Source organism: Marinobacter sp. V032 (assembly GCF_052645435.1).
Genome location: NZ_JBQXYE010000001.1, coordinates 1,458,153 through 1,480,347 on the forward strand (window position 1 = coordinate 1,458,153; position 22,195 = coordinate 1,480,347).

At 57.6% G+C, this 22,195-nt stretch carries 21 protein-coding genes; 14 read left to right on the forward strand and 7 right to left on the reverse strand.

What is annotated here, in order from left to right; all coding sequences use genetic code 11:
• Positions 1-170 precede the first annotated feature (170 nt).
• Positions 171-956, reverse strand: a complete 786-nt coding sequence (locus ACUN9X_RS06650) for a substrate-binding periplasmic protein (protein WP_445472563.1) — start codon at positions 954-956, stop codon at positions 171-173.
• A 228-nt stretch (positions 957-1,184) separates the two neighbouring features.
• Here ACUN9X_RS06650 and ACUN9X_RS06655 point away from each other — a divergent pair, with 228 nt between their 5' ends.
• Positions 1,185-1,655 carry a DUF4864 domain-containing protein gene (locus ACUN9X_RS06655; RefSeq protein ID WP_445472564.1) on the forward strand — a complete coding sequence of 157 codons (471 nt, stop codon included), beginning with the start codon at positions 1,185-1,187 and terminating at the stop codon, positions 1,653-1,655.
• 9 nt (positions 1,656-1,664) lie between these two features.
• Here the strand turns inward: ACUN9X_RS06655 and ACUN9X_RS06660 are convergent, their stop codons facing one another.
• Positions 1,665-2,342, reverse strand: a complete 678-nt coding sequence (locus tag ACUN9X_RS06660) for a GntR family transcriptional regulator (RefSeq protein ID WP_445472565.1) — start codon at positions 2,340-2,342, stop codon at positions 1,665-1,667.
• Between the two features lie 422 nt (positions 2,343-2,764).
• Between ACUN9X_RS06660 and ACUN9X_RS06665 the strand changes: the two genes are divergently transcribed.
• Complete coding sequence (locus tag ACUN9X_RS06665) at positions 2,765-3,814, forward strand: alkane 1-monooxygenase (protein ID WP_260036605.1); 1,050 nt, start codon at positions 2,765-2,767, stop codon at positions 3,812-3,814.
• Between the two features lie 77 nt (positions 3,815-3,891).
• On the opposite strand, the gene ACUN9X_RS06670 is transcribed toward ACUN9X_RS06665, so the two are convergent.
• A complete protein-coding gene (locus tag ACUN9X_RS06670) occupies positions 3,892-4,752 on the reverse strand; it encodes a choice-of-anchor L domain-containing protein (RefSeq protein WP_445472566.1) in 861 nt (286 codons plus the stop codon).
• Between the two features lie 255 nt (positions 4,753-5,007).
• Positions 5,008-6,789 carry a monovalent cation:proton antiporter-2 (CPA2) family protein gene (locus tag ACUN9X_RS06675; protein WP_445472567.1) on the reverse strand — a complete coding sequence of 594 codons (1,782 nt, stop codon included), beginning with the start codon at positions 6,787-6,789 and terminating at the stop codon, positions 5,008-5,010.
• A 252-nt stretch (positions 6,790-7,041) separates the two neighbouring features.
• Between ACUN9X_RS06675 and gloA the strand changes: the two genes are divergently transcribed.
• Complete coding sequence (gloA, locus tag ACUN9X_RS06680; protein ID WP_260036435.1) at positions 7,042-7,587, forward strand: lactoylglutathione lyase; 546 nt, start codon at positions 7,042-7,044, stop codon at positions 7,585-7,587.
• Between the two features lie 71 nt (positions 7,588-7,658).
• On the opposite strand, the gene ACUN9X_RS06685 is transcribed toward gloA, so the two are convergent.
• The 3 genes from ACUN9X_RS06685 to ACUN9X_RS06695 all read right to left on the reverse strand — a co-directional run bounded on the left by ACUN9X_RS06685 (position 7,659) and on the right by ACUN9X_RS06695 (position 10,834).
• Positions 7,659-8,603 (reverse strand): DMT family transporter, encoded by a 945-nt coding sequence (locus ACUN9X_RS06685; protein WP_445472568.1) that lies wholly within the window; start codon positions 8,601-8,603, stop codon positions 7,659-7,661.
• A gap of 358 nt (positions 8,604-8,961) precedes the next feature.
• Positions 8,962-9,267, reverse strand: a complete 306-nt coding sequence (locus ACUN9X_RS06690) for a ComEA family DNA-binding protein (protein WP_347710192.1) — start codon at positions 9,265-9,267, stop codon at positions 8,962-8,964.
• Between the two features lie 523 nt (positions 9,268-9,790).
• Positions 9,791-10,834 carry a 2-dehydropantoate 2-reductase gene (locus tag ACUN9X_RS06695; RefSeq protein WP_445472569.1) on the reverse strand — a complete coding sequence of 348 codons (1,044 nt, stop codon included), beginning with the start codon at positions 10,832-10,834 and terminating at the stop codon, positions 9,791-9,793.
• An 840-nt stretch (positions 10,835-11,674) separates the two neighbouring features.
• On the opposite strand from ACUN9X_RS06695, the gene urtA reads away from it, so the two are divergent.
• From urtA to ACUN9X_RS06750, 11 genes are all read left to right on the forward strand, one after another.
• Positions 11,675-12,973, forward strand: a complete 1,299-nt coding sequence (gene urtA / locus ACUN9X_RS06700) for an urea ABC transporter substrate-binding protein (protein ID WP_260036430.1) — start codon at positions 11,675-11,677, stop codon at positions 12,971-12,973.
• 179 nt (positions 12,974-13,152) lie between these two features.
• A complete protein-coding gene (gene urtB, locus ACUN9X_RS06705) occupies positions 13,153-14,766 on the forward strand; it encodes an urea ABC transporter permease subunit UrtB (protein WP_445472570.1) in 1,614 nt (537 codons plus the stop codon).
• Positions 14,767-14,769: 3 nt separating this feature from the next.
• Positions 14,770-15,918 (forward strand): urea ABC transporter permease subunit UrtC, encoded by a 1,149-nt coding sequence (gene urtC, locus ACUN9X_RS06710; protein WP_445472571.1) that lies wholly within the window; start codon positions 14,770-14,772, stop codon positions 15,916-15,918.
• Positions 15,915-16,739, forward strand: coding sequence for an urea ABC transporter ATP-binding protein UrtD (urtD, locus tag ACUN9X_RS06715; protein WP_445472572.1), 825 nt, complete (start codon positions 15,915-15,917; stop codon positions 16,737-16,739). Before urtC ends, urtD begins: the two co-directional genes overlap by 4 nt.
• Positions 16,739-17,437, forward strand: coding sequence for an urea ABC transporter ATP-binding subunit UrtE (gene urtE, locus ACUN9X_RS06720; RefSeq protein WP_260036423.1), 699 nt, complete (start codon positions 16,739-16,741; stop codon positions 17,435-17,437). The genes urtD and urtE overlap by 1 nt, the downstream gene beginning before the upstream one ends.
• On the forward strand, positions 17,434-18,366 hold the full coding sequence (locus ACUN9X_RS06725) for an urease accessory protein UreD (RefSeq protein ID WP_445472573.1): 933 nt from the start codon (positions 17,434-17,436) through the stop codon (positions 18,364-18,366). Before urtE ends, ACUN9X_RS06725 begins: the two co-directional genes overlap by 4 nt.
• 46 nt (positions 18,367-18,412) lie before the next feature.
• Positions 18,413-18,715, forward strand: coding sequence for an urease subunit gamma (locus ACUN9X_RS06730; protein ID WP_260036419.1), 303 nt, complete (start codon positions 18,413-18,415; stop codon positions 18,713-18,715).
• Positions 18,716-18,725: 10 nt separating this feature from the next.
• Complete coding sequence (locus ACUN9X_RS06735; protein ID WP_260036418.1) at positions 18,726-19,043, forward strand: urease subunit beta; 318 nt, start codon at positions 18,726-18,728, stop codon at positions 19,041-19,043.
• A gap of 148 nt (positions 19,044-19,191) precedes the next feature.
• A complete protein-coding gene (gene ureC / locus ACUN9X_RS06740; protein ID WP_445472574.1) occupies positions 19,192-20,895 on the forward strand; it encodes an urease subunit alpha in 1,704 nt (567 codons plus the stop codon).
• An 8-nt stretch (positions 20,896-20,903) separates the two neighbouring features.
• The gene (ureE, locus tag ACUN9X_RS06745) at positions 20,904-21,500 is read left to right on the forward strand and encodes an urease accessory protein UreE (RefSeq protein WP_445472575.1); all 597 of its coding nucleotides are present in this window, start codon (positions 20,904-20,906) and stop codon (positions 21,498-21,500) included.
• Positions 21,490-22,176, forward strand: a complete 687-nt coding sequence (locus tag ACUN9X_RS06750; protein ID WP_445472576.1) for an urease accessory protein UreF — start codon at positions 21,490-21,492, stop codon at positions 22,174-22,176. Before ureE ends, ACUN9X_RS06750 begins: the two co-directional genes overlap by 11 nt.
• Positions 22,177-22,195 lie beyond the last annotated feature (19 nt).

Genomic DNA, 22,195 nt, shown 5'->3' on the forward strand with positions numbered 1-22,195 from the left:
TAGTTTCGTTGTAAACGTCAGTTCCGTGATGCGCCTCGGACTGCTCTCGCGAAGCGGTGTTACAGACCGTTACAGTATCGGCTTGGTTCTGTCAGGTCTGTGAACGGATTCACGAGTTTAAGGTGGGGGCGAACTCAGCAGGAGCGGAGGGTGGTGGCGTAAGTGCGCCGTCAGTATCGGGCCAGAATACTGTCCAGCAGCCCGTCCTGCTTGATCTGGAGCAGGGTTTCGTCGAAGCAGCTCATCATGGGGCGCCATTGGGGCGAGAACATGAGCCGGTAGTCGGTTTCCTCCAGCACTAGCGGCTCTCTGATGAACGTATCCTGCCAGTTATTGTGCTGAATGATCCATTCGCCGGCTCGCCTGTTGAAAACCAGGCCATTAAAACGCTCCGCGCCGGCCAGTCGCCGGAACATGGTCTGTCCATCAGGGGCATCGATCGAGCGGATAGTGCCGGCTTCCAGATGGGCTTCCAGCATGGGATAGCTAAACCCCAGATGCTTCAGCAGTATCGTGCCCTCGAGATCGTCTATTGAGTTCAGCTCCAGCGGTCGTTTTCGAGTGCTGAAAATCACGTCCTGGGCTTTTAGCACGCCTTCGGTAAAGGCAAACTGCTCCGGCTTCCGGGTCCACTCAATAGCGCGCATGGTCGCGTCAAGCTCGCCGGAAAGCATAAAGTTATCAACGCGTTTGGATGGGATCTGACGTGCTTCAACGGTCAGGCCGTTAGCATTGGCGATGGTCGTCATCACGTCCCACATAATGCCCGAAACCGAGCCATCGGAGTTGATGACAGTGTAGGGTGGGTAACCGCCAGGCGCGATATTGAATAAAATCTGTGAGGTTGGCGTACCACTTTCAGTCGATGGAGGCGATGCGGAGCAGACGGCAAAACCGGGCACAGCTACCGCCCAGAGCGCGCTCACAAAACCCCATCGACAAAATGCGGTCATCATGACTGGTTCAGATCCTGACTAGTGGGTAAATTCCGCTGCCACGGTTAATGGCTATACCAAGAATATGTCATAAAAAGGGACACAGCAGTAGCGCCATTGTTAAATTCATCTGTCGGCACTCTTCAGTCGTACTCCTGATGACGATGCGTCTAAACTTGAACACATGGAGAACGCCTGATGTGCGATGCGTGGCCCGTTCTCAATTCTTCACCCGGCGGAGGTACCCTGATGATCCACCGCATACGGATTCTGTTCGGCAGGCGGCTATCAGGCGGCCTTCTGATAGCGGGCTTGGCTCTGCTTGGCGCGTTCTCAGCTACCGGTGTGTCTGCGGATGATAGCCTGCGCGAGGCAGATGCAGCGGCGGCGATCGAAAGGGTGATTTCAGCACAGCTTGACGCCTTTGCCAATGACGATCAGGAGCGGGCATTCAGCTACGCTTCGCCCGCGATCCGGAACGGCTTTTCCAGTGCCAGTGCCTTTTCCGATATGGTCAAACGGCGGTATCCGGCGGTATTTCAGGCGGTCACTGTGAGATTCCGTGAGCAAGTACCCCATCCGGGCTTTCTGGTACAAAGGGTTCAGTTAGTGGGGCCGCAAGGGCACTACTGGGATGCCTACTATCGCATGGAGCCGCAAGGCCCCGGTGAATGGCGCATTGGTGGCGTTGTGCTCACAGAGGTGGCCGGCGGCATTTGATCAGGCGGACTAGACGCCTGTTTTCAGCGGATCAGGCAGGGCTGCCAACAATAGTGCTTTCTGGTGGTTTGCAAACTCGACAATGCGCTGTTCAGCGCCGTCAGCATCCCTTGCCAAGACGGCGGTGGTCAGCTGCCCGAAAAACATCCCGGTACTGTCGAGATCCTGCTTGTAGCGGTCTGCACAGAAGTAATAGGTGCGGCTGACCGCCGGCTTGAAGTTCGCCAGGGCTTCAGTCAGATAGGGGTTTCTGACCACATTGCAGCAGGCATCCATCACATCAAAACTGGCCTGGACCACGGCGGCAACATCCGGTGTCCCGGCATTGAGACGATGGGTTACGGACTCAATCGCTTCCAGCAGATGAGGACGATCCTCCACCTTCCAGCGCTCCGTAAGCCTTCGCGCCAGCATAATCAGTAAATGCATGTAGACGTCGTACAACTCGGACGCATGATGGGCATCAAGCCGGGTTGCGGATGCGCCCTTGCGCGGCGTGATGTCCACCAGATGCCAGCGCTCCAGCGTGTATAGCGCTTCTTTGACTGATGCCCGGCTGACTCTCAGCTCTGCCGCCACAGTGGCTTCCTGAATCCGCTCGCCCGGGCGGATTATCCCGGTCATAACCCTGTCAGCCAGGTAATTGGCTATTTGCTCGGCAAGGGTGTTGGGAACCTGAAACTCCATTCGATGCTCTTGTCCGCGTGATGCTGATCGGTGGGCGCTGACCGGCCTGAAACCCTTGATATGCAGAGCAAAGATCTGCGACTCGGTCGATTCGGCCTAGTCTAGCACAGCCCAATATGGACTGTGGTTGATATCTGACGAGGGGCTCGTGTCGATCATGATGGTCATTTTTGTTGATGCCTTGTTGATCAACTTTGCCATATTTTTGTTGACGACTGCTGTATTGTTCTACAATATAGCAGTATGTCGAATGAGGGCGCATCCTGGTATGCGCAACTGAGCGGAAAGCGGCTGCAGGCTGCTTCGGCTCCCTAACAACAAAAGAGGGCTTTTCGGTGAATACACAGGAAGCGACCATCACTCAGCCAACGGCGCGGCGCCGTTTGCTGCTTCGATTGAAAAAGTACAGTTATCTGATTGCCATGCTGCCGTTGGCGTTACCGGGCCTGCTACTGAGCGCGGGTCAGGCGACGGGCTGGATCAACGTCTTTGCCTGGGGCGTTCCGGTTGTGGTGTTCGGCATCATTCCATTGTTGGATCTTATGCTGGGACAGGATGCATTGAACCCGGATGAAGAAGCCGACGTGCCGCAGATGATTGGCGAACGTTTCTACAAGGTGATGACGCTGGGCTGGGTTGTCGCCTACGCAGTGCTTCTGGTGTGGGGCGCGGTGGTACTGGCGTCGGGGCAGTTCAATGCACTGGGTAGTATTGGCTGGATTGTTTCGATCGGTATTGTCGGCGGGCTGGGCATCAATGTGGCCCACGAGCTGATCCACAAGGACGAGAAACTCGAAACCTGGGCGGGCGGCCTGCTTCTGTCACTGGTGAGTTATGCCGGTTTCAAGGTGGAGCATTTGCGTGGGCACCATGTGCATGTATCGACGCCGGAAGATGCGTCGTCTTCCCGCTACAATCAGTCGCTCTACAATTTCCTGCCTCAGGCGTACGTGCGTAATTTCATTAATGCCTGGCGTCTGGAAGCCGTTCGACTGGAACGCAAGGGGCATCGGGCACTAAGCTGGCGCAATGAATTGATCTGGTGGTACAGCATCTCGGCGCTGGCGCTGATCGGCTTCACCCTTGCTTTCGGTGCACTGGGCGCCGCCTACTTTATCGGCCAGAGTTTCTTCGCGTTTACTCTGCTGGAGATCGTGAATTACCTTGAGCATTACGGCTTGCACCGCCGCAAACTCGAGAACGGACGCTACGAAAGAACAACGCCGGAACACAGCTGGAACTCCAACTACTTTCTGACCAACGTGTTCCTGTTCCATCTGCAGCGACATAGTGACCACCACGCTTTTGCCAAGCGTCGCTATCAGGTGTTGCGTCACCACGAAATAGCACCTCAACTGCCCGCCGGTTATGCCGCCATGGTCGTGCTGGCACTCTTTCCGCCGCTCTGGAAGAAGATTATGAATCCACGGGTGGAAGCGTATTACGAAGGGGAAGAACACCAGCTGGCGTGATGCCGCTGTTCGCATGCCATGAACGAAAAAACCCGCAGCGCGTAAACGCTGCGGGTTTTTTTATACTGCGGCCAGTGTTACTTGGTACGACGGCGCAGTGTCAGACCGGCCAGTGCCAGACCCATCAGCGCAAAGGTGCTGGGCTCGGGTACTTCAGTTGGCGGTGTCGGAATGTCGGAGAAGGAATTGGCCTGGATGAATACACCCGAGTCCAAACGGCCGTCACCGCGATCGGCAATCGCCAGTTTCATGGAGTGAGTACCGGCGCTCAGTCCCAGGATTGAGGCTGTAAACACATTGGTGAAGCCGTCGTATGCCAGGTTGTAAGAGGGAGTGCCGTCACTCGGATCATTGTCGTTGAACTGATCGCAGTTGCTACCGGTCGTGCTTAAAGGATTGCCACAGTTGACCGTATTGATCGCAACCGGGTCGCTGCCGATCGTCGCGATGTTGATGCCATCGACCAGAAACGCAAACACGTCGTTGAATTCGGAATCGACGTATTCGTTATATTCTTCTGATGCGAACACATAGTTGAAGAACAGGTCGCCGCCAGTCGTTGAAAACTCGAATTCAAGCACGTTGGCATCTTGAGTGCTGCCGCCAACCAGGCCATTCAGATCGGCGTCACCTGCAGAGCCGAGATCTGTCGTGGTGTCGTCGGCTGAGTTAGGGCCAATCGCATTGGTGGCCGCGCCGCTCGTGAGCAGGATGCCTTTATCGATGCCGATGCCGGCACTCAGGCCGCCGGTGAATATACCCGCCTGGGTGCTGCTGCCAACGTAGTTGATAGAACCGTAGTCAATCGTGACGCCTGTTCCGATGATGGTATCAACCAGATCTGAACCGGATGCGGTTGTTGTGACGGCAAGAGCTGATGCCTGGGCGCTGGCGGTCGCCAACGCTGCAGCGAGCAGTACTTTCTGAAATCCGTTCATAGCTGTTTCCTTTTTCTTCCTGTTAAACGTGCGATAAACCACCGCACTCCATTCGTTCCACGGCCCAGAACTTACAGCAATAGCCTGGGCTTGCGGCGAGGGGAAGCAATATTCACTCCATGGGCTTGAAAGGCCCATAAAATGGGGCGAGGCGGGAGGCAGCGATGGTGAAAAACGAGGCGGGTGTAATAAAAATCGACGACTTCGGCCGGTATTCAGGGCGTTCCCGGAGTGCCGGCCAGAGTCTGCGTCAGGTCAGGAGCGGTCCCGGCTGCGCTGGTCTTCCTCGAACAGTTCGCGCAATTCGTCGGCGGCTTCCTTGGCTGACTGGAGAATCTTGTCGGGATCATTATGCAGACCGTGCTGGCGGATCAGCGTGGATTCGTCGGCATCGCGGAAAAGCTGAATCAGCTCCTGGGCTTCTTTGCGTTCCCGGCCGATTCCTACGAGCATTTCCTCCGCCATCAACAGCGAGGAATGGTAGTTTTCCCGCACCATCCAGGTGACGCCCGCGTCCATCAGCAAGTGGGCATGGCGGCGATTACGGGCCCGGGCCAGAATGCGCACATCCGGAAAATCCTGCTGCACCAGCCGCGCCGTGCGTAGTGAGGCATCGATATCATCAATCGCCAGAATCAGCACCTTGGCATCGCCAACACGTGCCGCGTGTAGCATGTCCAGCTGCGAGGCGTCACCGTAGTGAACCTTGTTCCCGAACCGGCGCACTACGCTGACTTGTTCGGGATTAATATCGAGGGCAGTGAACGGAATTCTCAGCGAGGCCAGAACCCGGCCGCTGATTTGGCCAAAGCGACCAAAGCCGGCAATCACGACGCCAGTTTTGCCGTCATCGATTTCGTCAAAGGCCGGGTGCGAATCGCGGGCGAAGCGCATGACCGTCTTTTCGAACAGGAAAACGGCTATCGGTGTCAGCACCATTGATATTGTAATGATCGCGATCAATTGTTCGTGCAGGCTCTTGTCGAGCAACTGTAATTGGCCCGCCATCGAAAAAATCACAAAGCCGAACTCGCCGCCCTGGCTGAGCAGCAGGCCCAGCCGCAACGCGCCAAGTTTTTTCAGTTTGCCGCCGCGCCAGCCAATAAGGGCAATCAGCACGGTTTTAATCAGCATCAGCAGCACTGCACCGGAGATCAGGAAAAGCGGATTAGCGAGCACCCGTTCGAGATTGAGTGTCATGCCCACCGAGATGAAGAAAAGCCCCAGAAGCAATCCTTTAAACGGTTCGATATCAGCCTCAAGCTGGTGTCTGAATTCTGAATCCGCTAACAGAACGCCCGCCACAAACGCACCCAAAGCCATCGAGAGTCCAACGGATTCCATCAGCAATGCGGTGCCTGCGACGAGCAGCAGTGCGGCAGCAATTGAAATTTCACGGACCTGGGTGGCGTGAATGAATTTCAGAACATGGCGCAGCAGATAGCGCCCGGCGAATACAATGCCGGCGAAGGTGAGTGCGATCCGGCCTGCATCAAACAGGTTTTCTTCCCAGCTTGAAGGAGAGCCGCCGCCTGCGAGAAACGGCAGAAACGCAATGAAAGGCACCACTGCCATGTCCTGAAATAGCAGAATGGTAAAGGCCAGTCGCCCGTGGGATGTGGCCAGCTCTTTTTTTTCAGCCAGTAGTTGAAGTACGAAAGCCGTGGACGACAGCGCCAGTGCACTGCCGAGCACGATGGCCAGTGTCAATGAATAGCTCAGCAGCAGGGTGACACCGCCAATACCCGCCATACACAACGCAACCTGCAGGCTGCCGAGCCCGAAAATCGGTTTCCGCAAGGCTTTGAGGCGTGAGAATTGCAGCTCCAGCCCGATCACAAACATCAACAGCACCACGCCGAATTCCGAGATGTGCATCATAGTGTCGACGTCGCTGAACACCCGCATGCCATAGGGGCCGAGCAAAATGCCTGCAGCGATATAACCCAGAATTGCGCCCAGCCCGGCCCGTTTGAACAGTGGAACCGCAATAACGGCGACCAGAAAGAGAATGACAAGCTGAGCGAGGGGGTTCATGGGTATCCTTGCAAAGAAATCGGTGAGTAGAGCGTTGAGCGCGGGCTATCCCGATAGAGCCCGGCAGCAGGGCCTCACCGGTATTTTAGTTCGGTATCGTAAATGTGCGCCTTGAAAGTTTGGGCTTAGCCCCTCATCGTGAGCAGTTCATTGTAAATGCGAGGCCGATGCTGTCTATGCGTCATTATCCGCATGTGCATGCGACGAACAGGATGTATCGACTCACCCGCCTCGACGACAGGAGAAACAAGTATGTCCCGCCATTTTGAAACAGCCCCCGGTTTGTCTGAAGACGCAGACCCGGCGACGGAAGGCTATGTCTTTAACCAGACGATGCTGCGGATCAAGGATCCCGAGCGCAGTCTGGATTTTTATACGCGGGTACTGGGCATGCGGTTGATCCGCAAGCTCGATTTTCCGGAGATGAAGTTCACTCTGTATTTCCTGGGCTATCTGGACGACAGGCAGGCCAATGCTGTGCCGTCCGACGATGCGCACCGCACGACCTTTATCTTCGGCCGTGAGGCTATGCTCGAACTGACCCATAACTGGGGCACCGAGCATGATGCGGCCTTTGACTATCACAACGGCAACGACGAGCCACAGGGTTTTGGCCATATCGGTATTGCGGTGCCGGACGTCTATCAGGCGGCCGAGCGTTTTGAGTCGCTGGACGTGCCGTTTGTGAAGCGCCCGGACGATGGCAAGATGAAGGGCCTGGCCTTTATTCAGGATCCCGACGGATACTGGATCGAGATTCTCCAGCCCAACATGCTGGAACGTCAGCGCAAGGAGTGAATGCCTCTTTTTACCTGGCGCCTCAGACAAACAGGGCCGGCAATTCGCCGGCCCTGTTTGGTTTTAACCTGCTACTGATGGCCCGTCGGCTCTTCTTGCTCCTGCTGCGCCGGCGATTGCCGTGAGGCGACCAGCACTGCCGCAGTGAGAATGACCGCGCCAATAATCCCGCTCAAACCGATCACTTCGGTCAGAATAATCCACGCCAGAAATGCAGCGAACAGCGGCTCAAGCGTCACGATAATGCTGGAAGTCGTCGCAGGGGTGCTCTGCATTCCCGTAAAGAAGCACACATAACCCACACAAGTGGGCACCACGCCGATGTAGGCCACCAGCAACCAGCCTCTGGCATCAAGATCTGCCAGTTCCGTCAGCCCGCCACTGGCAAGGGCCAGAGGGAGCAGTACCAGCGCGCCGGTCAGGAAACAGACAAATGCCGTGGCATACACTGACGCGCCACTGGCAGCATGCCGGCTTGTCAGGGTAAAAGCGGCATAAACCGCCGCGGCGACCACAGACACCAGCACCCCGCCTATCCGGGCTGAGTCCGCGCTCTGCATGTCGCCTGAAACCAGCAGCAGCGTACCGAAGATAGCGCAAACAAGGGCGATGATAGTGGTGCGGTTCGGGCGCTCACCCAGCAGCGGTGCTGCGACAATCGCAACCAGAACCGGTGCCAGGCAAAGCGTTACCAGAGTGGCAATGCTGGCCCCCGTCAGGTCGACCGCCCAGAGATAAGTGCCCTGGTAGGCTCCTTGAAGGCAACCCAGTGCCAGTAGCGGCAAGATGACTTTTTTGCCGCGGGGCAGGGGGCGCGACGCCCGCTCACGCATCATGAGTATGAAAAACAGAGGAAAGGCGATCCATAGCCTCAGGCACGCCAGCGTCAGCGGCTCCAGATCGGTGTGATTGAACAGGGTTTTTGCGGCAATGCTGGTGGTTGCCCAAAGCGCAGCAGCAATGGCGATCAGTAAAGCGCCGCGCGTTGCAGGCGACAATTGTTTGAATTGGGTCATGTCAGATCCGTTGTCCGGTTACTGGAAAGGTGAAGGCAGCAAAATGCTGTGAACCGGACAGGCGGGCGATCACCGAGCGGAGTTTAATGCTCAGACAAGAATCCCCTTATCCGGCTCAGAACCGGGGCGGTGGGGTACGTTTTCCGAAGAGGGTTGCAGAATTAGTCATGCGGTCAGCCTAACGTTAATGCCATAGGCTGGCAAGACATGCCGATAGGGGAAAGCCGGGGCAACGAAGAGATGTTGTCTGGTTGTCTGGTTGTCTGCTTGGGAGAATCAACCAGGCGCAGGGTAATTCAAAAAGAGAAGCCGGCTTTGCAACGGGCCGGCTTCTCTGTCAGCCAGTGGATCTCAGCTATCACTGCACGCTGATGTTGGCTTTATTAATCTCAATAGTGCGTTCGCCGATGCCTTTCACTTTGCGCAAATCAGCGGTTGTCGCGAATGGACCGTTGGCTTTGCGATAGTCAACAATTGCCTGGGCCTTGACTGTGCCGACGCCATCGAGGTTCAAGGCCAGTGTCTGGGCGTCCGCTGTGTTGATGTTGATAGCAGTTTTGACTGCCTGGGTTTGTGGTGCTGTTGATGTCGGTGCGGCTACTGCGATGCCGGTGCCGGCCAGTAAGGTGGCCAGGGTAAGCAGCAGGCTGAAAACAAGCTTCATGAAATGCTCCGTGATGTCCGAGTGAGTGTGGGTGACCATCACAAGCACGTAGAGTGCGGAGGGGAACATGCGGAAACAGGGAGGCATCGGCGTGCTTCAGTAGCGTGTTACATGACCGAAGATAGCTGAGGCGAGAGAGTGTCCTGAGTTGAGCGCTCAGGGTAACCAGATGACACCCAGTTGGAACACCATCAGGTGTCGTGCAGAAAAAGTCACGGAGTAAGGCCCACAATCCTTGTGCACCTGCTCCGTGGCTCCGGTCGCCTGATCCGTCAGGCTGGTATATCCCTATGTGTCTGATCCTTCAGACTAAACTCTTCCCTGGCGCCTGATCCTTCAGGCTTAACATCCGTGTTCTGCATCCTTGCAGTTCTGCGTCCTTGCTGAAAACAAGTTTACGGGAATGGTGTAGGAAGCAAATCCGACATTCGCACCATAGCGTGTGCGATATGGATTACAGCGTCGTAATCATTTGGAAAGAATGAGCAGCAGATATGCAGAGGATGTGCGGTGAGGTGGCGTGTCAGGCCGACGGCTTTGTGAGCTCGTGCAACAGCGCCAGGCCGGGCCAGGCTTGGCGTTGACCGGATTCGGACTGATGAATCAGGTCGACAAGCCGCTGGTTTACGGGCGCTGTTCTGCCGTGAGCTTTTGCCAGCCTGATGACTTCGCCATTAATCCATTCAATTTCAGTTTTTCGCCCGGCTTCAAGATCTTCCCACATTGACGAGCGCGCAATCGGATCCACGGCGAGCATGGTTTGCGCGAGCCGGCGAAACAACCAGTCAGGCAGGCGCATGACCGTGGGTATCCACTCCATCGGGACTGCTGCCATTTTTATGGTCGGGATATTGGCCGCTTTGAGCAGACTCAGCGTTTCGTCCTGCGCCATTGCCAGGCAGCGACGATAAGCCCGGGTCGAGAGTTGTTCTTTGAGGGGCAGGCCGGACAGCGCGTTGATCGGATTGTTGAGGTTGAGCAACAACTTTGACCAGAGCACAGAATGCATATCGGTGCGAGGCGTTAGCGGAATGCCTGCGTTGTTGAATGCCGCAATGATCTCCGGTGTAAGTGCAAGGCTTGCCTCAGCCATCAGCTTGCCTTCGGTTCCCTGATGAAAGTGACCGGGCGTTTTCTGCAACACATTAAACGACACCATTCCGGCAAGCACGGATGCTTTGGGTAGCAGCGGCCTGAGCCGGTCGGCGTTGCCAATACCATTCTGGAAACTGATCACAGGGATGTTCGGCCGAAGCAGGGGGGCGATCTCTCTGCCGGTATCTTCGGTCGCTGCCGATTTGACGGTCAGCAGCACCAGGTCTGCGTGAGCAACAGGTTCGGGGGATGTCGTGAACTGATACGGCGCCAGTTGCACTGCTGAGTCGAAACCATGGTAATCACTCACCCTCAGCGGGTGGGTCTCGAATACCTGATGCAACCTTGGTCGGCCGATCATGGTGACGCTGGCGCCGGCGGCCAGCAGGCGTCCGCCCAGATAGCAACCAATACTGCCCGCGCCAACGATCACGATGTGAGGAGAACGGGGCGCAACAGAATCAGTCGTCATCAAGAGTGCTCTTATCGCTGCTGTTTTTATGGGTGAGGCCGAACTGTATGGGTAAACGACACTACAAACTGTCAAATAGTTTACATTTAAGCGCTTCAGTTCGCCTGTTAAGGCGGTTTTATCATCGCCAAGCCCTGCTTAATACGGATCGCCGCCTCGGCCAGATGCCTTCTGTTGAGGCCTTGCAGTGAGAACGGGCGTTTGCCAGGCCGGTGTTTCAAGAATGGCATAGTGTTCACGATACGTCGCTGCCATTTGGTCAGACAATGTGAATTCTTGTTGATCAGCGATGCACAAATCATCGGTAGCGCAGCGTTGCATGCGGTTCTGGTGCGGCTTTCGGGTGCCGGCTGACGCGCTGTTTGTGCACCGCATTCGGGCATGAGTTTAAGCGAATCGTTTTCTCTGTTCGTTTTTCGATCAATATGATTCCGCGTTGATGGGCCATAACGATACTCGGTGCACTGATATGGCCTTGGCATCGCGCCGTGGTGCGAGTGCATTGATCCTGCATTGTTGTGGTGCGCACTCGCGGCTTCTCTGCCTTAAACATCTCACTTATCTGCAATAAATATCGCAACCTCATCTAAATCGGTTAATTACTGAACAGGTTGCCGTGTGTTGGCTAATGATTCTGCATCGGCGCGCGATTCAAAATGGTGCAATAAGGGGGTGTATGGAAGGCTGCGGTGCACATGATGATGCGATCGGACGTTGAAAAGGTGTTGGTATTTTTTCGTAACACTTTGATTTTAAATTGAGTTTCCTTTGATTGGAACGCGGAGTGCACTCTGTTGGGAGGTAAACACGCGACACCATAATCAATAAAGGAAAGGAATAATGAACGTAAAAAAGGGCTTGAAACTCGGGCTTTCTGCGCTGGCACTTTCATTTTCACTTTCTGCAGCTGCTGCAGAACCTCCTATTAAAGTCGGTATCCTCCACTCGCTCTCCGGCACCATGGCTATCAGTGAATCTACCCTGAAAGACACCATGCTGATGCTGATCGAAAAGCAGAACGCAGAAGGCGGTGTGCTGGGACGTCAGCTTGAACCAGTTGTCGTTGATCCGGCGTCCAACTGGCCGCTGTTTGCTGAGAAAGCACGTGAGCTGCTGGCTAAGGAAAAGGTCGATGTCATCTTTGGTAACTGGACGTCGGTATCCCGCAAGTCGGTACTGCCTGTTATCGAAGAGCTGAACGGCCTGCTGTTTTATCCGGTTCAGTACGAAGGTGAGGAGTCGTCCCAGAATGTGTTCTACACCGGCGCAGCGCCCAACCAGCAGGCGATTCCTGCGGTCGATTACCTGATGAACGAAATCGGCGTGAAGCGCTGGGTTCTGGCGGGTACCGACTATGTTTACCCGCGTACTACCAACAAGATTCTGGAAGCCTACCTGAAAGACCATGGTGTGGCTGAATCCGACATCATGATCAACTACACGCCGTTTGGTCACTCCAACTGGCAGTCGATTGTTTCTGACGTCAAAAAATTCGGTAGCCAGGGCAAGAAGACCGCAGTGGTCTCTACCATTAACGGTGATGCCAACGTGCCTTTCTACCGTGAGCTTGCAAACCAGGGCATCGAAGCATCGGATATCCCGGTTGTCGCCTTCTCTGTGGGTGAGCAGGAACTGTCCGGTATCGACACCGCACCGCTGGTCGGCCATCTGGCGGCCTGGAACTACTTCATGAGCGTCGATAACGACGCCAACTACGACTTCATCGACGCCTGGGTCAAGTACACCGGCAAAGATGACTCAGTCACCAACGATCCGATGGAAGCTCACTACATCGGTTTCAACATGTGGATTGAAGCAGTCAAGAAAGCGGGCACTACAGACGTTGATGCGGTGAAAGACTCCATCATCGGCGTGTCTGTTCCCAACCTGACCGGTGGTTACGCCACCATGATGCCGAACCACCACATCACCAAGCCGGTGCTGATTGGCGAAATCCAGGACAACGGCCAGTTCTCAGTTGTCTGGCAGACCCCGTCAACCGTTGCAGGCGATGCATGGTCTGATTTCCTGCCCGGTTCGAAGGACCTGATCAGTGACTGGCGCAAGCCGATGAACTGCGGCAACTACAACGTGGTTGAGAAGACCTGTGGCGGCAAGTCTGAAGTCGCAGCCAAGTAAGGTGTAAACGCAGTATCTGGCGGGCATCGGTGATCCACCTATAACTAACGCCGATGCCCGCTATCGGATCGGGTTCATTCGAACCCTGATCCACCCGAGTTCAGATTCAACCGAACTTTGATTTGTCCGAGCGTTGATTTATCCGAACTTTGATTCATCCGAAACAACAGGAAAACACCATGAGCATCATTCGATCGCTCACACAGTGGCTCTTTGTCTGCTGTCTGGCTTTACCGCTGATGGCGCAGGCCCAGGCTGAAGCACCGTCAGCCGGTGATAACGGGCAGGCGCTGTTGCAGGCACTGGCTGATTCTTCAAATGCGCAGAAGGGTCAGGTCTTGAGTGACATCGCCAAGAGTGGTGATGAAAGGGCGCGTGACTGGCTCGAAGCCTTTGCTTCAGGCAAGTTGAGCCGCGTTGAAGACAGCGGTCAGTTTGTCATCGTGCTGGAAAATCGTGGCCGCAACTGGAAAGTAAAAGACGCCCTGACGGGCGAGTCGATGGGCGAAATATCCCGCCGTGATCTCGACAACATTCGAATTAATAATGCATTGCGCCGGGAGCTGGATGGCATCCTCTCGGTCATTGATCTGACCGTGGACAATGCAGATACCCGCCTCGAAGCGGCCCGCGCGATCCGCGGCCGGGTGGATGAGGCGATGGCCGAGCGCATCACCACGCTGCTCGAAACCGAATCCGACGACCGGGTCAGCGATGTGCTCAGCGAAAGCCTCGCGATTTACCGGGTTGAACAGGGCGATGTCGCGTCAGTCGCGCAGCTCTCCGGCAGCCTTAATACAGAAGCTCGCGCGGCGCTGACAACCGCTGCTCGCGGAGACGACCCCTCGATGGTCAAGGCCGCTAACGAAGCACTGTCCAGCATCGAACAGAAACTCAAATGGAACCGCGCTGCCGAGACCCTCTACTTTGGCCTGTCACTGGGTTCAGTGCTGGTGCTGGCGGCGATTGGTCTGGCGATCACTTTTGGCGTAATGGGCGTGATCAACATGGCCCACGGCGAGCTGATCATGCTCGGCGCCTATACCACCTGGGGCATGCAGCAGTTGCTGCCGGGGCAACCCGGTCTGGCGTTGCTCCTGTCGATACCGGCCGGTTTTATGGTCGCGGCGCTGGCGGGCATTGCGATTGAACGCAGTGTTATTCAGTTCCTCAAGGGCCGTCCGCTGGAGACCCTGCTGGCTACATTCGGCATCAGCCTGATTCTGCAGCAACTGGTGCGCACGGTGATTTCCCCACTCAACCGCACGGTTATTACGCCGGAGTGGATGAGCGGTTCGATCATGGTCAACGAAGCCCTGTCACTCACACTTAACCGGCTCTACATCATCGGCTTTGCGCTGATCGTGTTTGCCGGCCTGATGCTGATCATGCGCAAGACCCGGCTGGGTCTGGAAGTGCGTGCCGTCACCCAGAACCGGGCGATGGCACGGTCAATGGGCATCAAGGCCACCAAAGTCGACATCATGACTTTTGCCCTCGGTTCCGGCGTGGCCGGGCTTGCGGGTGTTGCGCTATCGCAGATCACCAACGTTGGCCCCAACCTGGGCCAGAACTACATCATCGACTCGTTCATGGTGGTGGTGTTCGGCGGCGTCGGTAATCTCTGGGGCACGCTTTTGGCTGGCTTGTCTCTCGGCACCATCAACCAGTTGCTCGAACCCTGGGCAGGCGCTGTTCTCGCCAAGATCGTTGTGCTGGTCTTCATCATTCTTTTCATTCAAAAGCGCCCGCGCGGATTGTTTCCGCAAAAGGGCCGTGCGGCGGAGGGCTGAGCAATGCAATCATCGCAATCGTTTCTGGCGCGGCCTTTTACCGAGCGTTCGACACAACTGTTCCTGGGCATCCTGTTCGCCGCCATGGCGGTGGTCACTGTACTGCACCTGGCAGTACCGGAGGGCAGCGCGCTGTACGTAAGCGCTTATACCATCACGTTGCTGGGCAAGTACCTTTGCTATGCCTTGCTCGCGGTAGCGGTTGATCTGGTGTGGGGCTACCTGGGCATTCTCAGCCTGGGCCACGGTGCGTTCTTCGCGCTGGGTGGCTACGCCATGGGCATGTACCTGATGCGCCAGATCGGTGATCGCGGCGTTTACGGCAATCCGGACCTGCCGGACTTCATGGTGTTCCTCAACTGGCAGGAGCTGCCCTGGTATTGGCAAGGCTTCGACATGGCCTGGTTCGCCTTCATCATGGTGCTGCTGGCACCGGGTATTCTGGCTTTGGTCTTCGGCTTCCTGGCATTCCGCTCCCGGGTCACCGGTGTGTATCTGTCAATCATCACCCAGGCGCTGACCTTCGCCTTGATGCTGGCCTTCTTCCGCAACGAAATGGGGTTCGGCGGAAACAACGGCCTGACCGATTTCAAAGACATCCTCGGCTTTGACCTGCGTACCGACGCCACGCGAATGGGCCTTTTCCTCGCAACAGGCGTGGCGCTGGCCATCGGTTATGTGATCTGCCGGATTATCGTGACCAGCAAGCTGGGGCGCGTCAGTGTCGCCTGCCGTGATGCGGAAGCCCGCACGCGATTCCTCGGCTATCGGGTCGAGCGGGTGCAGCTGTTTGTGTTCGCCGTATCGGCGATGCTGGCGGGTGTTGCCGGTGCGCTCTATGTGCCGCAAGTCGGCATCATCAACCCGAGCGAATTCTCCCCCTTGTTCTCGATTGAAATCGTGGTCTGGGTAGCACTGGGTGGGCGGGCAACGCTCTACGGCGCGGTGATCGGCGCCTTGCTGGTCAACTACGCCAAAACCGTGTTTACCGGCGTAATGCCGGACGCCTGGCTGTTCGCACTGGGTGCGCTGTTCGTGCTGGTGACGGTCTTCCTGCCCAAAGGGATTGCGGGCCTGCTGCCATCACTGAAGAAAGAGCCGCAGGACGATGACAGCACACCGCCATCCACCGCCAAGGAGGTCACCGCATGAGCATCATGACGGAACTGGGCCGCCGCGACCGGGTTTTTGATTTTCTGACACCGACGCAATCGCCAGTGGATGTGCGCCACGGGCCTATCCTCTACATGGAAGATGTCAGTGTCAGCTTTGACGGCTTCAAGGCCATCAACAACCTGAACCTCACCATCGACGATGGCGAACTGCGCTGCATCATCGGCCCCAACGGGGCAGGCAAAACCACGATGATGGACATCATCACCGGCAAAACGCGCCCCAACACCGGTTCAGTCTGGTTCGGCAGTCGTCACAACCTGCTGGCCATGAGCGAGCCCAGCATTGCCACGCTCGGTATCGGCCGTAAATTCCAGAAGCCCACGGTCTTCGAAGCGCTGACAGTATTCGAAAACCTCGAACTGGCGATGGCCGCCGACAAGCGTGTGTTCCCCACACTGACCGCCCGCATGACCGGCGAAACCCGGGAACGCATCGACGAAGTGTTGACTATGATCGGCCTGACCGCCTTGCGCCACCGCGACGCCGGTATTCTCTCCCACGGCCAGAAACAGTGGCTGGAGATCGGCATGTTGCTGATGCAGAAGCCGCGCCTGCTACTGGTGGACGAACCGGTCGCCGGCATGACCGAGCAGGAAATGGAACGCACCGCCGAGCTGCTGACCAGTCTCGCCGGCAAGCAGTCGGTTGTAGTGGTTGAACACGACATGGGCTTCGTTCGCTCCATCGCACGCAAAGTCACGGTATTGCACCAGGGCAGCGTGCTGGCAGAAGGCACGATGGACCAGGTCTCCAATGATCGCAAAGTGATCGAAGTGTATTTGGGGGAGGGCGCCTGATGCTGAAAATCGAAAAGCTCAACCAGTTCTATGGCGAAAGCCACACCCTGTGGGATCTCGATCTCGACATTCCCAAAGGCCAGTGCACCTGCGTGATGGGGCGTAACGGCGTGGGTAAGACCACGCTGATGAAGTGTGTAATGGGCGAGGAACTGACAGCCAGCGGCAGTCTGCTCTATGAAGGCAAGGTCGAGCTGACCAAACGCCGTCTGGAAGATCGCGCCTCGCTGGGCATTGGCTACGTGCCCCAGGGCCGTCAGATATTTCCGCTGCTCACCGTGGAAGAAAACCTGCGCACCGGGCTGGCCGCCCGTGGCGATGGCCTCAAAACCATCCCCGAGCGCATCTACGAACTCTTCCCGGTATTGAAAGAAATGAAAAACCGCCGGGGCGGTGATTTGTCCGGTGGTCAGCAACAACAGCTGGCGATTGGTCGGGCGCTGGTGATCGAACCACGCCTGCTGATTCTTGACGAGCCGGGCGAAGGCATTCAGCCCAATATCGTCGCCCAGATTGGCGAGGTCATTCGTCGCCTGATCGCTGAAGATGGCCTGACTGTGTTGCTGGTAGAGCAAAAACTACCCTTCGCCCGCAAATACGCCGACCGCTTCGCGATTATGGACCGGGGCCGCCGTGTGGCAGAGGGCGAAATTGCCGAGCTTTCTGACGCGCTCATCAAACAACACCTGACGGTATGACGATCTACACGCCCATCGCCCAGCCCCTCACGCCGGATGCCTTGTCGAAGACAGCCCCGGCGAACGATTCCGGCCACCGCTTCGATGCGGGCCGGCGCTGGGCAGCGTCCATCGAGCTGGGATTTGAATCCCGTAGCGAGCAATTGCACACGGTTACCCGCCTGACCCGCCGCCGCCATCAAGGCCCGTTGCGAGTCCAGCGGCCCTTCTATCCGGAAGGCAAAACCGGTTGCTGCCACGTCTACCTGTTGCACCCGCCGGGCGGACTGGTCAGCGGTGATGCGCTGCATATTGCAGCCCATGTCGGCGCCGGTGCGCACACGCTGCTCACCACGCCCGCTGCCGCCAAACTCTACAAGGCCGACAGCCACGGCGTGGCCTGGGGGCAGCACACGCACCTGACAGTCGCCAAAGGCGCGACCCTGGAATGGCTCCCGCAGGAAACCCTCGCATTTGACGGCTCCCGCGGTGAACAGACCACAACGATTGATCTGGAAGACGATGCCCGCTGCATCGGCTGGGAAATCCTAGCGCTGGGTCGTCCGGTCGGTGATCTGCCTTTTGTCAGCGGTCATCTGGAACAGCGCTTCCGCCTGACCCGTAACGGCCGCCCGCTGTGGCAGGAACGCCAACCGATGGACCCGAAGCACCCGCGCTTCAAAGGCAAATGGGGGCAGGGTGGCGCCAGCGTGCAAGCAACGTTATGGGCTGTGGGGCTAGACGACGAAGTGGGTGCAGTTGAAGCCCTGCGCGAAGCGATCCCGGCATCCGTGCGCTGGGCCGTTACCCGCCGACGCGGCGTGCTGCTACTGCGCTACCTCGGCAACGAACGCAACGAAGCCTGGGCATTGTGCCAACAGGCCTGGGAAATCCTGCGGCCCCGGTTAACCGGGCAGCAGGCACACATACCAAGAATCTGGCTGACCTGACGGGTTATCTGAAGCAGCCCTTATCTCAAACAACGGAGTGACAACGATGGAACTCACGCCAAGAGACAAAGACAAGCTGATGCTGTTCACCGCAGCACTGCTTGCCGAACGCCGTAAAGCGCGTGGTCTCAAACTCAACTATCCCGAAGCGGTCGCGTTGATCAGCGCCGAAATCCTGGAAGGTGCCCGCGATGGCCGCACCGTTGCCGAGCTGATGAGTGCCGGCACCGAAGTGCTCACCCGCGACGATGTGATGGACGGCGTGGCCGATATGGTCGACGAAGTGCAAGTGGAAGCCACTTTCCCTGACGGAACGAAGTTGGTCACCGTCCACAACCCGATCGTATAAGGAGCCCGATATGATTCCCGGCGAATACGCACTCAAAGACGGCGACATCGAACTCTGCGCTGGCCGCGACCGCATCACCATCGAGGTGGGCAACACCGGCGACCGCCCGGTCCAGATCGGCTCCCACTACCATTTCGCCGAAGCCAACCCGGCTCTCACCTTTGACCGCGAAAAAGCCACCGGCTACCGGCTTGATGTAGCGGCAGGCACCGCTATCCGATTTGAGCCGGGCCAAAGCCGCGAAGTCACCCTAATCCCCTTCGCAGGCAAGCGCGAAATCTACGGCTTCCGTGGTGACGTGATGGGTAAGTTGGACGCCACGAAATAAGTCGGAGGGTTGGTCAGTTATCGCTCTGCGGGAATGTGCGGAGCCATGGATGGCGGAGCCCAAGCACCAGAGGGATGTGCTTGAGCGTTTCCCGCAGAGCGATAACTGAGCGAACCCAGGCACCCAAGTTAGAAAGAAGAGGCATAACATGAAAATCACAAGACAAGCCTACGCCGACATGTATGGCCCCACCACCGGCGACCGCATTCGCCTGGGCGACACTGAACTCTGGATTGAAGTCGAAAAAGACCACACCCACTACGGTGACGAAGTAAAATTCGGCGGCGGCAAAGTCATCCGTGATGGTATGGGCCAGAGCCAACTGGCAGACGACACCGTGATGGACACCGTCATCACCAATGCCCTGATTCTCGACTGGTGGGGCATCGTCAAAGCCGACGTGGGTATCCAGAAAGGTCGCATCGCCGCCATCGGCAAGGCCGGTAACCCCGATACCCAGCCAGACGTCACCATCGTTATCGGCCCCGGTACTGAAATCATCGCAGGCGAGGGCAAAATCCTCACTGCTGGCGGCATCGACCCGCATATTCACTTCATCTGCCCGCAGCAGATCGAAGAAGCCCTGATGAGCGGCATTACCACCATGCTCGGCGGCGGCACCGGCCCGGCCACCGGCACTAACGCCACCACCTGCACACCTGGCCCGTGGCACATCGGCAAGATGCTCCAGGCGGTGGATTCGCAGCCAATGAACATCGGCTTCCTCGGCAAGGGCAACGCCTCCCTGCCGGAAGCGCTGGAACTGCAAATCAAGGCAGGCGTGATTGGCCTCAAACTGCACGAAGACTGGGGCACCACGCCTGCATCTATCGACAACTGCCTCACGGTTGCCGACAAGTACGACGTGCAGGTGGCCATTCACACCGACACCCTGAACGAATCCGGCTTCGTCGAAGATACCCTGGCGGCGTTCAAGGATCGCTGCATCCACACCTTCCACACCGAAGGCGCAGGCGGCGGCCACGCACCGGATATCATCACAGCCTGTTCCAGGCCCAACGTACTGCCGTCGTCCACCAACCCGACACGGCCTTACACGGTGAACACCATCGACGAGCATCTGGATATGCTGATGGTCTGCCACCATCTGGACCCGAATATTCCGGAAGACGTCGCCTTCGCGGATTCCCGCATCCGCCGCGAAACCATCGCCGCCGAAGATATCCTGCACGACATGGGCGTGATCTCCATGATCTCCTCCGACTCACAGGCCATGGGCCGGGTGGGCGAAGTCATATGCCGCACCTGGCAGACCGCCCACAAAATGAAAGTCCAGCGCGGCCTGCTGCCTGAAGATCAGGACATGGGCGCCGACAACTTCCGCGCCAAGCGCTACATCGCCAAGTACACCATCAACTCCGCCATCACCCACGGCATCGCGCACGATGTGGGCTCGGTGGAAGTTGGCAAGCTGGCGGATCTGGTGCTGTGGAGCCCCGCATTCTTCGGCGTGAAGCCCGCCTGCATTCTCAAAGGCGGCATGATCGCGGCAGCGCCAATGGGCGATCCGAACGCCTCGATCCCCACGCCGCAACCGGTGCATTACCGCCCCATGTTTGGCGCTTTCGGTAAGGCAGCCAGCGCCACCCGCCTGTCCTTTGTCAGCCAGGCCGCACTGGATGCCAGCGTCGATAAAGAACTGGGTCTCGACAGCCCGCTGTCCGCCTGCAAAAACGTGCGCCAGGTGCGCAAGAGCGACATGAAACTCAACGACGCCTGTCCGGAACTAACCGTGGACCCGCAGACCTACGAGGTTCATGCGGACGGCGAACTGCTGACCTGCGAGCCGGCCACCGAGCTGCCGCTGGCCCAGCGCTACCACCTGTTTTAGGAGCCCACATGCTGGAACTCACACAACGCATGGGCCAGGTCGAATCGGCTGAAATCTTCGACAGCCTGACCCTGCCTTACGAACTCCGCATTCGGGGGCGCCTGCGGGCGACCACCGACAACGGCACCGACGTGGGCCTGTTTCTCGACCGTGGCCCGGTACTGCGCGAAGGCGAATGCCTGCAAGCCGATAGCGGCGAAATCGTCCAGATCCGTGCCGCCGACGAACCGGTGGTCACCGCTGAAATCGCCAACGGCCTGGCCATGGCCCGCCTGAGCTATCACCTGGGCAACCGCCACGTGCAACTGGCGCTAGGCCAGACCGATGATCAAACAGGCTGGGTCCGCTTCCCGCCTGATCACGTGCTTGAAGAACTGGCCGAACGACTCGGCGCCACCCTGAAGCACCATCAGGCGCCGTTCGATCCGGAACCGGGCGCCTATGCCAAAGCAGGAGAAGGGCATTCGCACGGTCATTCTCATGGGCACTCTCATGAGAACTCTCATGGACAATCGCATTCGCACGCTCATGGGCATTCCCATAGCCACTCTCACAGTCATAGCCACGACCACAGCCATGACGCGGAAAACGACCATGCACACTGAATCCACCTCCGCCGATCTGTCATTGCTGGGGCTGATGCAGCTGGTCAGTCCGGCATTGCCGATAGGTGCTTTTGCCTGGTCACAGGGGCTCGAAAGTGCCTTTGAACTCGGCTGGGTCACCAACGAGGCGGAGCTGGGCGAGTGGTTGGAAGGCGTGCTGGAAGATGGCCTCACCCGCTGCGAATTGCCATTGCTGATACGCCTGCAAAACGCCTGGGCCAACAGCGATGCAAACGCGTTGGCTGAGTGGAACGACTGGCTTCACGCAACACGCGAAACCGCCGAACTGAGCGACGAAGACACCCGCCTCGGCCTGGCACTGGTGCGACTGCTGACCAGCCTGGAACTCATGCCAAAAGACGGGCTGATGCCCGGCGATCCCGGCTACGTCACCGTCTTCGCCTGGGCCGCCCATCAACGCCATGTGCCGGTGCGCCAAACCCTGCTTGGCTTCGCCTGGGCGTGGATGGAAAACCAGCTCGCCGTGGCCTGCAAGGCATTGCCTCTGGGGCACACCGCCGCCCAAAGGCTCACAGAACAACTGCGCCCGTCCCTGGTGAAAGCCGTGGACGCCGCACAAATGCTGGAGGACGACGCACTGGGCCCGGTTCTGCCCGGCCTTGCGCTCGCGTCTGCCCATCACGAAACACAGTATTCACGATTATTTCGTAGCTAAAGCGCCAACCAGAGCGCAC

Excerpts from the sequence above, each read along its gene's own strand:
- ACUN9X_RS06670 (WP_445472566.1), bottom strand. The coding sequence starts at position 4,752 with ATGAACGGATTTCAGAAAGTACTGCTCGCTGCAGCGTTGGCGACCGCC.
- ACUN9X_RS06650 (WP_445472563.1), bottom strand. The coding sequence starts at position 956 with ATGATGACCGCATTTTGTCGATGGGGTTTTGTGAGCGCGCTCTGGGCG.
- ACUN9X_RS06735 (WP_260036418.1), top strand. The coding sequence starts at position 18,726 with ATGATTCCCGGCGAATACGCACTCAAAGACGGCGACATCGAACTCTGC.
- ACUN9X_RS06750 (WP_445472576.1), top strand. The coding sequence starts at position 21,490 with ATGCACACTGAATCCACCTCCGCCGATCTGTCATTGCTGGGGCTGATG.
- ACUN9X_RS06665 (WP_260036605.1), top strand. The coding sequence starts at position 2,765 with ATGCTGCCGTTGGCGTTACCGGGCCTGCTACTGAGCGCGGGTCAGGCG.
- ACUN9X_RS06690 (WP_347710192.1), bottom strand. The coding sequence starts at position 9,267 with ATGAAGCTTGTTTTCAGCCTGCTGCTTACCCTGGCCACCTTACTGGCC.
- urtA (WP_260036430.1), top strand. The coding sequence starts at position 11,675 with ATGAACGTAAAAAAGGGCTTGAAACTCGGGCTTTCTGCGCTGGCACTT.
- urtD (WP_445472572.1), top strand. The coding sequence starts at position 15,915 with ATGAGCATCATGACGGAACTGGGCCGCCGCGACCGGGTTTTTGATTTT.
- ACUN9X_RS06660 (WP_445472565.1), bottom strand. The coding sequence starts at position 2,342 with ATGGAGTTTCAGGTTCCCAACACCCTTGCCGAGCAAATAGCCAATTAC.
- ureE (WP_445472575.1), top strand. The coding sequence starts at position 20,904 with ATGCTGGAACTCACACAACGCATGGGCCAGGTCGAATCGGCTGAAATC.
- ureC (WP_445472574.1), top strand. The coding sequence starts at position 19,192 with ATGAAAATCACAAGACAAGCCTACGCCGACATGTATGGCCCCACCACC.
- urtC (WP_445472571.1), top strand. The coding sequence starts at position 14,770 with ATGCAATCATCGCAATCGTTTCTGGCGCGGCCTTTTACCGAGCGTTCG.
- ACUN9X_RS06675 (WP_445472567.1), bottom strand. The coding sequence starts at position 6,789 with ATGAACCCCCTCGCTCAGCTTGTCATTCTCTTTCTGGTCGCCGTTATT.
- ACUN9X_RS06685 (WP_445472568.1), bottom strand. The coding sequence starts at position 8,603 with ATGACCCAATTCAAACAATTGTCGCCTGCAACGCGCGGCGCTTTACTG.
- urtB (WP_445472570.1), top strand. The coding sequence starts at position 13,153 with ATGAGCATCATTCGATCGCTCACACAGTGGCTCTTTGTCTGCTGTCTG.
- ACUN9X_RS06730 (WP_260036419.1), top strand. The coding sequence starts at position 18,413 with ATGGAACTCACGCCAAGAGACAAAGACAAGCTGATGCTGTTCACCGCA.
- ACUN9X_RS06695 (WP_445472569.1), bottom strand. The coding sequence starts at position 10,834 with ATGACGACTGATTCTGTTGCGCCCCGTTCTCCTCACATCGTGATCGTT.
- ACUN9X_RS06725 (WP_445472573.1), top strand. The coding sequence starts at position 17,434 with ATGACGATCTACACGCCCATCGCCCAGCCCCTCACGCCGGATGCCTTG.
- ACUN9X_RS06655 (WP_445472564.1), top strand. The coding sequence starts at position 1,185 with ATGATCCACCGCATACGGATTCTGTTCGGCAGGCGGCTATCAGGCGGC.
- gloA (WP_260036435.1), top strand. The coding sequence starts at position 7,042 with ATGTCCCGCCATTTTGAAACAGCCCCCGGTTTGTCTGAAGACGCAGAC.
- urtE (WP_260036423.1), top strand. The coding sequence starts at position 16,739 with ATGCTGAAAATCGAAAAGCTCAACCAGTTCTATGGCGAAAGCCACACC.